Below are 12,754 nucleotides of genomic sequence, written 5' to 3' on the forward strand. Positions count from 1 at the left end.
CCCAATAAAAAGCCGCAAATAAAGGCTTTGGCGGCCAATGTTTGCGGCTTTTGTTTTGAATGATAAAACCTATTTTATTGCGGTGCGCCCAGATTTACCCAATTACGAATTTTCTTGATTTCGCAGTTTGTAAGTGTGCCCGTTTGGGGCATGGGCTGATAGCCCGACTGATGCAATACCGCTCCTAATAGTTTCCCATTGTCCACATAGGTTTTTACTTGCGCATAATTGGACAACGAAATACCCGACGAAGGTTCGGCGGCGGCGTGGCAACTAATGCAACTTTGGTCAATAATCGGGGAAATACTGCTGGTATAAGTTACGCTTGCAGTGTCGCAACCTGTAAATGTACCGTAAACCACCGCTTCGCGTTCGCAGGCAAATTGTGCGCCTGCCATTGCCAGCAATCCGCTCAATATCAATATTTTACTTGTATTTTTCATGTCGGTAGCCTGCTAAATTTTGTTTTTCTTTACCTGAAATACTCTCGAAAGGTTGAAGCCAAAACGTATTTGGCCTTTGCCCCATTTGTTGCTCTTGTCTGCAATGAAAGCGCGTTCGTTCAGGCCGTTGGAGTTAGAGAAATGTAACTGAAAAATGTGGCCGCCTGTCTCGATGTCGAAGCCCAAAGACAGTGGATTGTAGCCCATGATGCCAGGAAAGCGGTTGAACGCCAGCGAATAATCCCACACGAAAGCCACACGTTGCGAAAACTTATAGCGTCCGCCGATTTCCATTGCCCACAAATTGTTGGGTGTTACTTCATTTTCTACCAAATTGGTGTGTACTAGCGTCGGGGCAACTTGCAAGCTAAAATGGTCGTTGAATTTGCGGCCAATAACCAACTGATGATAGTAGGCCGAACGACGCGCAAACGTAGCTTTTACGTCGGGTTGGCTAATGGGGTTGTCTAACGTGTTGTAAGTCATGCCACTAACCCAAATTACAGATATAGGCATTGGGCTTTTTCCGCCTTTTTCTTGCCACAAAATGCGGTATTTGGCATAGCCATCCAGCTCTTTTTTGAGCGTGCTGCGGCCTACGCCGACCATCAGGTTTTTGGTTACGCCATAGTCGAAACCAATGCGCATGGTGGCATTATCCAACCCAAACAATTCTTTATAACCGCCATTGATTAGCCCAAAACGGTGCAAAATCCTGAAATCAAGCGTTCCTGCGGGTAGCATTTCCATGCTATGCGTGTTAATGACACGCGGTGACTTGAAAGCATTGGTTACTTTTTCGGGTTTTTCCTCCTCGCCAAGCAAATCCAGAAGGCTGCCGCCGCTGGTCGTGTCTGTTTGGGCAAAAGTCTTTGTACCCAGCAATAAAAAGGCAAACAAAAATATCTTTTTCATCATTATTTCAGGGGTTGAAGCGGCGTATTGACACTGATTTTCACAACTTCGGCCACTTTCATAAATACAACCGAAGGAATTTGAATGTTATAATCTTTGAGGGCAACCTCAAAGGCAGACATGCCTGTGATTTGGCCTTTGGTTACTGTGAAACTACCATTGATAGTTACGTCTTTACTCACACCGTGCATCAGCATTTTGCCTACCACTTGCGCGGGATACGTGCCGTCTTTGCTCAAATCTATGGTTGAATAATTTTGAACTTTTCCTTTGAATATTGCTTTAGGAAACTTGCTGGTTTCCATGTAGTTTTCGTTGAAATGCTCTTGCATGAGGCTATTGGCAAACACAAACGATTTGACAGGCACTGCCCATTCAAACGCGCCAGAGGCCGCGTCATAAACGCAAGTAGCCGACGTGGTTTTGGCTTTAATTTCTTCTACGTCATCGAGTTTGCCTTCCGCATCAAAAGAGATGGTGGCGTTTTTGGAAAAAAATTTGCCTTGTGCCATCGCAGCGGTGCTGCTCAACACAGTGGCAGTAAGGATAAGGCCAAAATAAACTATCTTTTTCATGGCTAAATCTTGTTTAGTGTGTAAAGTATTTGATTGAAAACCAGTTAATTGTTTGGCGCACCAGCGTCAATCCATGCCTGAATAATGGAAATATTACAATTGGAGAGTTTCGCTCCGTTTTCGGGCATAGCCGAAGCCGTGCCGTCGTGGTTAATGCTACTGATCAATTTTTGATTGATAGCTGCTTTTACTCCATTATAATTGCTCAAATCCACGTTACCCGAAATGTCGCCATCGCCATGGCAACCAATACAATAGTTGTCCATGATGGGTTTTACGCTGAGGCTGTAAGTAATGTTGGTGGTGTTGCAAGTGGTGGCTTCGCAAGTAGTGTTTTTGGCTCCTTGCTCAATCCATAATGCAATTTTGGTGATTTGGTCGTCAGACAAGCGACCTCCATGCGAGTTGGGTGGCATCTGGGCAACGGGTTGCACTAGTATTTTGTACAACTCACTTTTGCGGAAATTTCCAGCCGAAATACCTTGACTTACAATACTTTCGTAAGTCGTCAGGTCGTAGCCGTGTTCTCTGTCTTGGCTGTTGTGGCAGCCGCTCTGCGTACATTTCGATACAAAAATAGGTTGCACATCTTGCTGAAAACATACGGGATTGATGTCCTCCAAATACTCGGACTTACAACTGTTGTAAGTGATAGCCGCCCCGAAAGCCAGTACCCCTACCAATAATCTGTTTGCTAAAGACATAATGGACTTACAAATTTGTTTAGCTCTTGTTAAAAATAATTAGACGTTTCATTTACAAATAGGTTTGGGCTAAGATAGCATATTGCCATTCAGACAAATAAAAAGAGGGAACAGTTCTGATGCTTAAATTAAAACTGTAAATATCCGACAAAATATATTGTAAAAATCAATAAACCAAACACATAACGTGCTGTATTATTGATTATTTTCTTTCATTTTTACAAATACATTCCAAAAACCCTATTTATACGAAGTCTAAATACATTTAATTGAGATATTTTTTTGCTGGGGTTTAATTCCTGAAAAATACAAAAATAATGGCCGTGTAATAGACATTATGAAAATTGTCGCTTTGCAGGAATGTCTTTTGATTGTATAAATTATTCTTTTGATAATCAGCTCTATAAATCTTACATCAATTATTTTTATTCGTTTTTTGAAAAATTTTTGAACCCTCATGCAACCTTCGTAATCTCTATTGCATCTTATAGACAAAAACAACAAAATTTAGCTTTTTATCAATCTTTAAGATATATAACAACTATGGTATTCTCCCTACCTCCGCTTTTTTTAGCTTCTGTAAATTTGTGTGCGTCGCTTGTTTCGGGCGACCCAGTTACACAAAATCGCCAAGTGCCGAACTTCACGAAGTTGGAAGTAGAAGGCGCATATCATGTGGAACTCACGCAGGGCAATAGCGTTGCTTTGCAAGTGGTAGGCGAGCAAGAAGACCACGACGATTTGATTACGGAAGTTGTAAACGGCACACTCAAAATTCATCGCCGCGAAAAGAAAGGCTGGTCTTGGGGCAAAACCGAAAATAAAAACGTAAAAATTTACTTAACAGTCGCTTCGCTTTCCAATATAGAAATTGGCGGAGCTTCTAAATTGGTAGGCAAAAGCACGTTCAAAGTCAATTCCTTGCATTTGGATTTGTCGGGTGCATCCAGTGTAGAAATGACCTTAGATGTAACTAAATTGGACGTGGACGAAAGCGGCGCAAGTTCTGCCTCGCTTACGGGAAGAGCAAGCCATCAGGACGTAGATTTGTCGGGTGCGTCCAGCTACAAAGGCTTTGAACTATCTTCTGAACACGCTGATATAGATGCCTCTGGCGCGAGTTCTGCCCGTTTGACCGTAAAACAAGAATTAGTGGCCGAAGCCTCTGGCGCATCGAGCATCAAATACAAAGGTTCGCCGAATGTGCGCAACATCGAATCTTCTGGCGCATCAAGCGTGAAGCGCGTAGATGATTAATTCTTTCCGAGATACTGCTGTTGTTTTATTCTAATTTACTAAATCATCATCAATTCCATATTCATTTCTTCTCTACAGCAGCATTGGCAGCAACTCTTTTTAGGGTTGCTGTTTTTTTTGTGGCTAAATAAATCCTGTGGCCTGATTTTCTCCCTCCGATTCAGCCTTTTTTTGAGTGGGTTCGGGAGCGATTTTGGCGGCTTAGTCGGTGCAATGTTCTTTTCTTTTTGTATCAAACCTACGTTTGTATCGTCGATGTAGGCAATTGACAGCAGCTACTAAATCATCAAAAAATTTGAAATACTAATATCATCAAGAAATCATGAAACAACTTTTTCGTACAAACAGCCTTCTAACGTTTTTAATGGCGTTGCTCTGGACGGCAACAGCCCAAGCCCAAAACACCCAAACCGTGCGCGGCAAACTTACCGATGCCGCTTCCAAAGCTCCCATTATTGGCGCGTCGGTGGTCGTGGTGGATTCCAATCCGCTCAAAGGTGCGGCCTCAGACATCGACGGTTATTTCAAAATAACGGAAGTGCCCGTAGGCCGTGTTACGCTCAAAATTACGTCGGTGGGTTACGAAGATGCTTTACTCAAAGACATTGTGGTCAATTCGGGGAAAGAAGTCGTGCTTGATCTTGCGCTGACTGAAAGTTTCCGCAACCTTGATGAAGTGGTCGTTACTTACGACCGCGCCAAAGACGACCGCGTGTCCAACAACGAAATGGCAACCGTGAGTACACGCGCTTTCAATCCGTCCGAAACCACAAAATATGCGGGTAGTTTTGGCGACCCTTCGCGTATGGCGGCCAACTTCGCAGGCGTAAGCGGTGCGAATGATGCCCGCAACGACATTGTGGTTCGTGGCAACTCGCCAGCCTCTTTGTTGTGGCGCATTGATGGCGTAAATATCCCGAATCCGAACCATTTTGGCTCGTTGGGCACAACAGGCGGCCCTGTTTCGATGATTAATGCCAACCTTTTGGCTAAATCGGATTTTATGACGGGTGCATTTCCTGCCGAATATGCCAACGCTTTAGGTTCTGTATTCGATTTGCGCTTGCGCAATGGCAACGACGAAAAACATGAGTTTTTGGGGCAAGTGGCTTTCAATGGTTTTGAGTTGGGTGCAGAAGGTCCTTTCAGCAAAAAATCTAAAGCATCATTCTTGGTCAATTATCGTTATTCGGTGTTTGCACTGATGAACTCCATTGGTTTTAAAATCGCGGGTACGCCTTATTATCAGGATTTTACAGCCAAAATAAATGTACCTGTCGGCAAACGTGGTAACTTCTCTACTTGGTTTATTGGTGGCAAAAGTCATATCACATTTTTGGGTAAAGACGTAGCCGCCGATGCCGACGCTTACGGTAGCGAAAACCTCAATTCTCGCCCAAAATTCAATAGCTACATGGGTGCAGCCACTTACGAACATCGTTTGTCAGATAAAACCGTAGGCAAATTTACGCTTTCTACTTCGCGCAGCTACCAAGACTACAGCAGCGATACGGTAGTTTACAATGGCACAGGCAACGACAAACAAGTTGTTTATGAGTCTCTTAATCAAAAAGCCTTATTCAAAAACGAAAAATATTCGGCCAACTTGAGCCTAAGCCACAAATTCAACTCCAGACACCGCATTTCGGGCGGCGTGATTACGGATTTGATGCTTTTTGATTTCACTAACACCATGTACCCAACCGTTGCCAAGCCTTACGAAAGCCAAATTCTAAACGTAAACGGTAATACTACACTTACACAAGCCTACGGCCAATGGAAATACCGCGCCACCGAAAAACTAACATTTAATTCTGGCCTCACGTATTTGTATCACGCCCTTAGCAGCAAATCGGCTTTAGAACCACGTGTAGGTGCCAGTTATTTGCTCAATAGCGTAAGCACCCTGAATTTTGCTTATGGCTTGCACAGCAATTTGCAACCTGCTTGGATGTATTTTATCCAAACCAGACAAGCCGACGGCTCGTATTTGCAAACCAACAAAAACTTAGGTTTTACAAAAAGTCATCACTTCGTGGCGGGTTATGAGCGCAATCTTACCGAAAATCTTCGCCTCAAATTAGAAACCTATTACCAATATGTATTTGATGCACCGATAGAAAACGATACCGCTACTTATTTTTCTGGCCTGACGCAAGGCGCAGATTTCGCCCCGACGGTTATCGGTAATTTAGTGAACAAAGGCAAAGGCCAAAACTACGGCGTGGAGCTTACGTTAGAGAAATTGTTGTCTAATAACTATTTCTTTTTGCTTACCACTTCGCTGTTCAACTCCACGTACAAAGGCAGCGACAACGTAGAGCGTAGCACGCCATTCAATAGCAAATACGTGATTAATGTGTTGGCTGGCAAAGATTTCTTGCTTGGATCAAAGAAAAATGTCTTTACGATTAGCTGGAAACTAACGACGGCTGGCGGTCGCTACATTCGCCCCGTAAACAAAGCCGCTTCCGACCTCGCAGGCACAACCGTTTACGACGATGCCAACGCGTACAGCAAACAACAAGCCGCCTATTTCCGTACCGACCTAAAGTTTAGTTACAAAATCAATAGCAAGCATTTCACGCAAGAGTTTGCGTTGGATTTGCAAAACGTAACCAACCACCAAAACATATACCAACAAGCCTACAATCCACGCACCAAACGCGTCGGAACGGCTTATCAGCAAGGGTTTTTACCTATTCCTTTTTATCGCATTACATTCTAAAATAAGTATCTAACCTTAATTTAAAAGCAAACGTGTGAAGTAGTAAAGTAAGAATTTGTATTGCCTCTTTTCAAGACTACAACTCTTACTACGCAAAAAGCCTCTCGTACATTACGAGAGGCTTTTTATTGAATAAAATTTGAACAAAATTATAAAAACATTCCGCCCGAAACTTCAAGGCGTTGGCCTGTAAGCCAGCGAGCTTCTTCCGTGCACAAAAACGCCACCACGCCGCCGATGTCATCAGGCACGCCTGCGCGTCCCAAGGCCGTAACCGAAGCGATAAAGGCATTTACTTGGGCGTTGTCGCGCACGCTGCCGCCTCCAAAGTCCGTTTCGATGGCACCAGGAGCAACCACATTTACGCGTATTTCTCTGCTGCCCAACTCTTTGGCCATGTAGCGCGTGAGCGTTTCAATTGCGCCTTTCATCGTGCCATAAGCCGAATAATTGGGCAAAGCAAAACGCGCCAGACCCGACGAAATATTCACGATTCCGCCGCCGTCGTTGAGCAAGTTTAGGGCTTTTTGAGAAATGAAAAAAGTAGATTTCAGGTGCACGTTTACCAACGTATCAAATTGTTGTTCAGTGGTTTCTGCAAATGAGTTATAAACGCCAATGCCTGCATTATTTACCAAAAAGTCAAATTTGTCTGCACCAAATTTGCTGGAAAGCAAAGCCGAAATTTCCGCGAAAAAAGCATCGAAAGAAGCCGAAACCGACACGTCCAACTGCAACGCGGCAGCTTTTTGGCCTAAAGCCTCGATTTGAGCTACTACCGCTTGCGCCTCTTCTTTTTTGCTGTGATAAGTCAGGATTACGTCCAGACCTTTAGCGGCCAAAGCCAACGCCATATTTTTGCCAAGTCCGCGGCTGCCGCCTGTTACTAATGCGATTTTTGTTGCCATTTTTTTCTGATTTTAATGATTTTGTAATGGCACAAAGGTCAGCGCAAAAAGTTATACTAACGTGGTGATAGCTTCAGAATTTTTCACCCAAACACGATATTGATTCGGCGTAACGCCCTCAAAGCGTTTGAAAAATTTATTGAAATTGGAAGGGTCGAAAGTCAGGTGTCGGGCAATGCTGGCAATAGAGTCGTCCGAATTGGCTATCATGTCTTTGGCAATTTCCATGAGCCGTTTTTCAAAAATATCGCAAGGCGAGCAATGCAACACTTCGCGTATGGTATTGCTCAAATGGCGCGGGTGAATGTGCAGCAGTTCCGCAAAATCCCGAATTTCAAACATATATTCGGCTTCGCCCTTACGGACGGCCTCCAAATGAATTTCTAATTCCCGCAAATAAGCGGCTACAATTTCTTCGGGGCGATTATCGGGGCGTAGTACAGACATAGTTTTGGGATTAGAACTTTTCACTAAAAACACGAACATTCACCCCGAAAGTTCAGCCTTATATTTCCGTATAATAGTTTTTGCCTTCTATTTTCTTAGAAAAAGTAACTAAAAACTGGTTTTCTTTTTCGGCGGAAATGCTGTATTGTACATAGCCTCCGTAATAACGGGCAATGCGATTGCAAATCGAAAGCCCCAAACCGTGTCCTACTTGGCTTGCGCTATTGGCTGCCCTAAAAAACGGCGTAAACAAATAGCCTTGTTCTTCGGGGCTTAATGTTTTACCGCCATTGACAAAGTAGGCGTAAATCATTTCGTCGTCTTCGTCCAGATAAACGTTTACTTTTTGGTCAGGTGCATATTTGGCGGCATTTTCCAACATATTCATAAAAACAGTAGAAATCAGCGACTTATCGCACGAAAGCGCAAAAAGGTCGCTATTTTCCAAGTCTTGTGGCAAAAACTCCACCGAAACCTTCAGGTTTGGCCGCACGCCGATGGCCTTGTCTATGGTTTCAAACAAAATATCGTCGATTCGTTCGGGTTTGAGGCCATCTACACGCTCCAGTTTGGCCGTGCGCGAAAGCAACAAAAGTGAGTTGATAAGCTCTGATATTTGGTCAAGGTCTTTGACAAGTACCTGTAAAACAGCTTTGTATTCTTGTTCCGTCAAATTTTTGTTTAAGGCCTGTTCTGCATCGCTCATCATACGCGCAATGGGCGTGCGCAACTCGTGTGAGGCGTGCCGCACAAAGGCTTTTCGCGAGTCGAAAGCGGCATCAAGGCGTTGCAACATTTGATTAAAACTATAAGCCAGTTCCGTAATTTCGTCGTTTTGGCTCGGATTTACGGGAACAAGCTGTTGCAAATTTCGTTCGGTAATGGATTTGATGTTATAGCTCAAAACCTCAATCGGCTTAAAGGCGCGTTGCATAAATATATAACCCGTCACCGCGCCAATCACGATGCCCACAAACGAGGCGATGAGGAGCGAGTAAATCAGATTTTGAAGTTTGCGCCGCCCCACATTGTCATAAGCAGAAGCCAAAATAACGTAATCGTGCCCTTTGTATTTGGTCTTAATTCCTATTTGTTCGTGTTGATTTTCGGCATCTATGTACTCGATGTATTGCTTTTCTTCTATCTGATGAAGTAAACGTTCCGAATAGCTAACGGCATGATTAGAATCTATACTGCTATATACTAATTGGTGTTGATTATCAAAGATATATATTTTCTCTTCGTACAGCGGATTAAGTGTATTTTGCCCGATGGCGCGTAGTTTTTCGGGGTCTATTTCCTGCAAATCTTCCAATAAGTGCAGCGTGTTTACAGCCTTAATTCTGAGCCGCTGGAAAAACTCTTCGCGCCTGAAATCTGCATACGAAATATAAACATAGGCGTTGAGTAGCAAGGTAATCCCCGCAAAAACAACGGCAAAAAGTATCGAAAGTCGTACTTTTAATTTCATTCTTTTTCTGCCAAATAATACCCGAATCCTGCTTTTGTGTGTACGAGTTTGGTCGGGAAATTTTTATCAATTTTTCCACGCAAAAAACTGATATACACCTCTACCGTATTCGTGCCTGTGTCGAAATTCAAGCCCCATACTTTTTCGGAAAGTTGCTGTTTGCTCAACACGCGGCCACCCGCCTGCATCAAGGCCACCAACAATGAAAATTCTTTGGCCGTCAGGTCTATGTTTTTGCCTGCGCGGGTTACGGTTTTCGCATCTAGGTCGAGGGTTAAATCTGCGATTTTGAGCACGTCGTGCGCCTGCAAATTGCGGTTTGAACGCTTGAGCAGCACTTCCACCCGTGCCATTAGCTCGCGCGTATGAAACGGTTTTACCATATAATCATCCGCGCCCATCTTGAAGGCTTCCAGTTTGTCTTCTATCGCTCCCAACGCTGTGAGCATCATAATTGGCACAACGCTACTACTTTGGCGCAACTGCACACAAAGTTCAAAACCAGATTTTTGCGGCAAACCTACGTCCAGTATAGCCAAGTCAAAAGTCTGATGCGCAATAAGTTCTGATGCCTGTAATCCGTCTGATGCTGCGTGTACCACAAATCCGTGTCCGCGTAACTCTTGCGTGAGTGCGGCCAATAACTTCGGGTCATCTTCGGCCAATAACACTTGTAAATGATTGGCTATTTCCATAGGTTATAATGTTTTTGTTGAAATCAATTGTCCGAAATATACAGAAGTGCCAATGTTTTTCAAAAAAAGCTATGACCTTATTTTTGTATCGTTGCGTTGTATGCTTGCTGGCCAACTTATTCCCGATTTTTGCGTTATTGGCTCGAATATATAGCATTAGGTTAAAATTTTTTATTACATAAAATTCTGATTTTTAGCATTTTGTATTTTGTGATAAAAAAAATTTTTCAACCAAAATTTGCAAATTCAAAAAAGCCACTGATATTTGTATTCTAAATATTAAGAATATATAGTTATGGCGTACACACTTTCTTATTCAAAAGCTATTTTGGTGCTAATTTTCATTTCGGATAAAATCCGACGCGGCGAAACGGACTACATTTCTACCAAGATAATGAGCGAGTTACTCAATATTCCGCGCCCGACGCTGTCGGTGATTTTGAGCAACCTCATGCGGGCGGGAATCCTGCAAACCAAAGAAGGCGCGAACGGCGGTGTGCGAATGGCCAAGACTGAGGAAAACATTACGTTGCTGGACATCCTGACGGCCATCGAAAGCGAAAAGCCGCTTTTCCAAACCGACATCGAGCTGAACGTATCGGGCAACCGCCCCGACAATGCCAAGAGAGTTGTCGGCGAAAAGCTCAAAGCCGCCGAAGCCACACTCAAAGAGGAGTTGAGGCGCACCACGCTAAGAGATATTTTAAATTCTATGTGAGAAATCACATATTTTTTTACTTAAAACTAAATATACTAAATATGTTGTTAATATCAATTTTGTTGTCTATGCAGTCGGTTTTCATGAAAGCCCAAGACAGTGGCTGGTATCCCGAATTTTTAGAACCAGTGGTTGAGCAAGTCGCACAGGCCGCTCCCGCCCAACAACATTTGCAAGTGTTAGACATCGGCACGGGGCCGGGCAAATTGCCCGAAATGCTTATCCGAAAAGACACGAGTTTGCACATTACGGGCATCGACATAGATACGGGCATGATAGATGCCGCACGCCAAAGATTGCAACACAAAAACGTGCGATTTGAATACGAAAAAATAAATGCGCCGCTGGATTTTGCAGACCAACAATACGATGTAGTAACGTTTTGTTCGGTGCTTTTTTTGGTAGATGATTCGGTCAAAAATTTACTTATGAACGAGGCTTTACGAGTGTTAAAACCCAACGGAAAAATAATTGTACTGACACCTTCTGGCGAACGTTCTTTTTTGTCGGCATTTGCAGAAGTTTGGCGATTTCCGTTTACGGCCTATAACTGGACATTTTTGATTTGGCGTGCTTTTACGTCGCACCGTGGAAGTGGTTGGCAAAAAACTAAATGGCTCGAAAATTATGCCAAACAAAAAAAATTAAACTACCAAACATCTCTTGTATTTAATCAAAATTCATCTTTAGAAATTATTACTAAATCATCAAATTAAAATAATTTTTAACACTTAAATTTTATACTAAAATGAACACTACACTTTGGATTATTCAGGCAGTTTTGGCCGCTGTATTTTTTATGTCTGGTACGGTTGTGTATTTGATGCGCGACAAATTAAAAAGCAAAATGACTTGGCTTACAGCATATTCGTCAAGCATGGTTTTGGTGATTTGTTTATCAAAAATAGCAGGTGCAATTGGTCTTATTTTGCCACTATATCTGGGCATTGCAACCATACTTACGCCGCTTGCCGCTGTGGGACTTGCTATTGTCATGGCCTTGGCTTTTGCGTATCACTTACAGCATAAAGAGTACAAAGATGTACCAGCTACTGTTTTGTTTTTTGCCTTGTCTTTGTTTGTGGCTTATGGCCGTTTCTAAAAAATAAATCAAAAATTATTCACTTATAAAACTTCTAATAAAATGAAAAAAACAATTAAATTTTTCGCTATTATTTTTGCTATTTTGGTAGGTTTTACGGCTAATGCACAAGAAAAAACTACAGAAAATAAAACGACTTATTCGGTGGAAATCGACCCGATGACTTATGCGTTCAAAGGCTACGCGGTACACGTGCGCATTAAGCCCAAAAACAGCAAACGTCTGTTGTTGGGTGCGGGTACTTACGCGATGACTTATCCCGACTTTTTGGTAAATATGGAGTCGGCCAACAAAGACAAAGGCTGGAACGTGCGCATTACGAGTGCTTACTCGTTTTTCAGTGAATATTATTTCAAAGAAGCGAATAATAAGTGGTTTGTGGGCTTGCAAGGCGGTGTGCAAAACATCAAAATCAAGAACGATAACGTAGAAGGCCAAAGCGAAAAATACAGCAATATGCTCATTATGCCTTCTATCGGTTACAACTGGCGACCATTTGACAACGGATTTTATGTAAAGCCTTGGTTAGGATTGGGTTATACGTCTAAAGTTTCGGGAACAAACTCGATTGGCACTTACAAATACAAAATCAATCCGATGGTTAATTTCTTAACTTTCCACGTAGGTTATACGTTCTAAAAGCATAGCTAAACCTGTTTCATATACACTTAATGTTGCTCTGGAAAAGTTGCTTTCGGTTATAAGAAAGCAACTTTTATTTTTATTATCATTTTTAATATAAAAATAGTTAAAAAATAAGGTTGATTTGTTTAAAGTAAGATTTGGTAAAT

Annotated in this window: 14 protein-coding genes; 6 read left to right on the plus strand and 8 right to left on the minus strand. The window is 42.6% G+C overall.

Features of this window, described 5'->3' with window-relative positions; all coding sequences use genetic code 11:
- Window positions 1-74 precede the first annotated feature (74 nt).
- Genes BM090_RS14065 through BM090_RS14080 form a run of 4 tightly spaced genes read right to left on the minus strand, consistent with a single transcriptional unit; the run spans window position 75 to window position 2,637 of the window.
- The gene (locus BM090_RS14065) at window positions 75-443 is read right to left on the minus strand and encodes a hypothetical protein (protein ID WP_091514544.1); all 369 of its coding nucleotides are present in this window, start codon (window positions 441-443) and stop codon (window positions 75-77) included.
- A gap of 12 nt (window positions 444-455) precedes the next feature.
- Window positions 456-1,361 (minus strand): DUF5777 family beta-barrel protein, encoded by a 906-nt coding sequence (locus BM090_RS14070; RefSeq protein ID WP_221405405.1) that lies wholly within the window; start codon window positions 1,359-1,361, stop codon window positions 456-458.
- A complete protein-coding gene (locus BM090_RS14075; RefSeq protein ID WP_221405406.1) occupies window positions 1,361-1,933 on the minus strand; it encodes a YceI family protein in 573 nt (190 codons plus the stop codon). Before BM090_RS14075 ends, BM090_RS14070 begins: the two co-directional genes overlap by 1 nt.
- 44 nt (window positions 1,934-1,977) lie before the next feature.
- On the minus strand, window positions 1,978-2,637 hold the full coding sequence (locus BM090_RS14080; RefSeq protein ID WP_091514550.1) for a c-type cytochrome: 660 nt from the start codon (window positions 2,635-2,637) through the stop codon (window positions 1,978-1,980).
- Window positions 2,638-3,180: 543 nt separating this feature from the next.
- Here BM090_RS14080 and BM090_RS14085 point away from each other — a divergent pair.
- Both BM090_RS14085 and BM090_RS14090 read left to right on the plus strand, forming a co-directional pair.
- Window positions 3,181-3,894, plus strand: coding sequence for a head GIN domain-containing protein (locus BM090_RS14085; RefSeq protein ID WP_177199943.1), 714 nt, complete (start codon window positions 3,181-3,183; stop codon window positions 3,892-3,894).
- Window positions 3,895-4,216: 322 nt separating this feature from the next.
- Window positions 4,217-6,622 carry a TonB-dependent receptor gene (locus BM090_RS14090; protein ID WP_245756736.1) on the plus strand — a complete coding sequence of 802 codons (2,406 nt, stop codon included), beginning with the start codon at window positions 4,217-4,219 and terminating at the stop codon, window positions 6,620-6,622.
- 149 nt (window positions 6,623-6,771) lie between these two features.
- On the opposite strand, the gene BM090_RS14095 is transcribed toward BM090_RS14090, so the two are convergent.
- From BM090_RS14095 to BM090_RS14110, 4 genes are read right to left on the minus strand one after another with little or no spacing between them, the layout of a single operon-like run.
- Window positions 6,772-7,530 carry an SDR family NAD(P)-dependent oxidoreductase gene (locus BM090_RS14095; RefSeq protein ID WP_091514560.1) on the minus strand — a complete coding sequence of 253 codons (759 nt, stop codon included), beginning with the start codon at window positions 7,528-7,530 and terminating at the stop codon, window positions 6,772-6,774.
- Window positions 7,531-7,581: 51 nt separating this feature from the next.
- The gene (locus BM090_RS14100) at window positions 7,582-7,977 is read right to left on the minus strand and encodes a helix-turn-helix transcriptional regulator (RefSeq protein WP_091514563.1); all 396 of its coding nucleotides are present in this window, start codon (window positions 7,975-7,977) and stop codon (window positions 7,582-7,584) included.
- A gap of 58 nt (window positions 7,978-8,035) precedes the next feature.
- Window positions 8,036-9,448 carry an ATP-binding protein gene (locus BM090_RS14105; RefSeq protein ID WP_091514567.1) on the minus strand — a complete coding sequence of 471 codons (1,413 nt, stop codon included), beginning with the start codon at window positions 9,446-9,448 and terminating at the stop codon, window positions 8,036-8,038.
- Entirely contained in the window at window positions 9,445-10,143 is a 699-nt protein-coding gene (locus BM090_RS14110; RefSeq protein WP_143083983.1) for a response regulator transcription factor, read from the minus strand. The genes BM090_RS14105 and BM090_RS14110 overlap by 4 nt, the downstream gene beginning before the upstream one ends.
- 295 nt (window positions 10,144-10,438) lie before the next feature.
- On the opposite strand from BM090_RS14110, the gene BM090_RS14115 reads away from it, so the two are divergent.
- From BM090_RS14115 to BM090_RS14130, 4 genes are read left to right on the plus strand one after another with little or no spacing between them, the layout of a single operon-like run.
- On the plus strand, window positions 10,439-10,861 hold the full coding sequence (locus BM090_RS14115; RefSeq protein WP_091514570.1) for an RrF2 family transcriptional regulator: 423 nt from the start codon (window positions 10,439-10,441) through the stop codon (window positions 10,859-10,861).
- Window positions 10,862-10,902: 41 nt separating this feature from the next.
- A complete protein-coding gene (locus BM090_RS14120; RefSeq protein ID WP_091514572.1) occupies window positions 10,903-11,577 on the plus strand; it encodes a class I SAM-dependent methyltransferase in 675 nt (224 codons plus the stop codon).
- A 32-nt stretch (window positions 11,578-11,609) separates the two neighbouring features.
- On the plus strand, window positions 11,610-11,963 hold the full coding sequence (locus tag BM090_RS14125) for a DoxX family protein (RefSeq protein ID WP_091514575.1): 354 nt from the start codon (window positions 11,610-11,612) through the stop codon (window positions 11,961-11,963).
- A 42-nt stretch (window positions 11,964-12,005) separates the two neighbouring features.
- Complete coding sequence (locus tag BM090_RS14130; RefSeq protein ID WP_091514579.1) at window positions 12,006-12,602, plus strand: hypothetical protein; 597 nt, start codon at window positions 12,006-12,008, stop codon at window positions 12,600-12,602.
- The last annotated feature ends 152 nt before the right edge of the window (window positions 12,603-12,754 follow it).

This window comes from Flexibacter flexilis DSM 6793 (assembly GCF_900112255.1).
In the GTDB taxonomy this organism is placed as follows: Bacteria; Bacteroidota; Bacteroidia; order Cytophagales; family Flexibacteraceae; genus Flexibacter; species Flexibacter flexilis.

Bases quoted from the DNA above. Each gene is read 5' to 3' on its own strand.
- BM090_RS14080 (WP_091514550.1), bottom strand. From the start codon at position 2,637: ATGTCTTTAGCAAACAGATTATTGGTAGGGGTACTGGCTTTCGGGGCG.
- BM090_RS14120 (WP_091514572.1), top strand. From the start codon at position 10,903: ATGTTGTTAATATCAATTTTGTTGTCTATGCAGTCGGTTTTCATGAAA.
- BM090_RS14065 (WP_091514544.1), bottom strand. From the start codon at position 443: ATGAAAAATACAAGTAAAATATTGATATTGAGCGGATTGCTGGCAATG.
- BM090_RS14100 (WP_091514563.1), bottom strand. From the start codon at position 7,977: ATGTCTGTACTACGCCCCGATAATCGCCCCGAAGAAATTGTAGCCGCT.
- BM090_RS14110 (WP_143083983.1), bottom strand. From the start codon at position 10,143: ATGGAAATAGCCAATCATTTACAAGTGTTATTGGCCGAAGATGACCCG.
- BM090_RS14090 (WP_245756736.1), top strand. From the start codon at position 4,217: ATGAAACAACTTTTTCGTACAAACAGCCTTCTAACGTTTTTAATGGCG.
- BM090_RS14085 (WP_177199943.1), top strand. From the start codon at position 3,181: ATGGTATTCTCCCTACCTCCGCTTTTTTTAGCTTCTGTAAATTTGTGT.
- BM090_RS14130 (WP_091514579.1), top strand. From the start codon at position 12,006: ATGAAAAAAACAATTAAATTTTTCGCTATTATTTTTGCTATTTTGGTA.
- BM090_RS14070 (WP_221405405.1), bottom strand. From the start codon at position 1,361: ATGATGAAAAAGATATTTTTGTTTGCCTTTTTATTGCTGGGTACAAAG.
- BM090_RS14075 (WP_221405406.1), bottom strand. From the start codon at position 1,933: ATGAAAAAGATAGTTTATTTTGGCCTTATCCTTACTGCCACTGTGTTG.
- BM090_RS14115 (WP_091514570.1), top strand. From the start codon at position 10,439: ATGGCGTACACACTTTCTTATTCAAAAGCTATTTTGGTGCTAATTTTC.
- BM090_RS14125 (WP_091514575.1), top strand. From the start codon at position 11,610: ATGAACACTACACTTTGGATTATTCAGGCAGTTTTGGCCGCTGTATTT.
- BM090_RS14095 (WP_091514560.1), bottom strand. From the start codon at position 7,530: ATGGCAACAAAAATCGCATTAGTAACAGGCGGCAGCCGCGGACTTGGC.
- BM090_RS14105 (WP_091514567.1), bottom strand. From the start codon at position 9,448: ATGAAATTAAAAGTACGACTTTCGATACTTTTTGCCGTTGTTTTTGCG.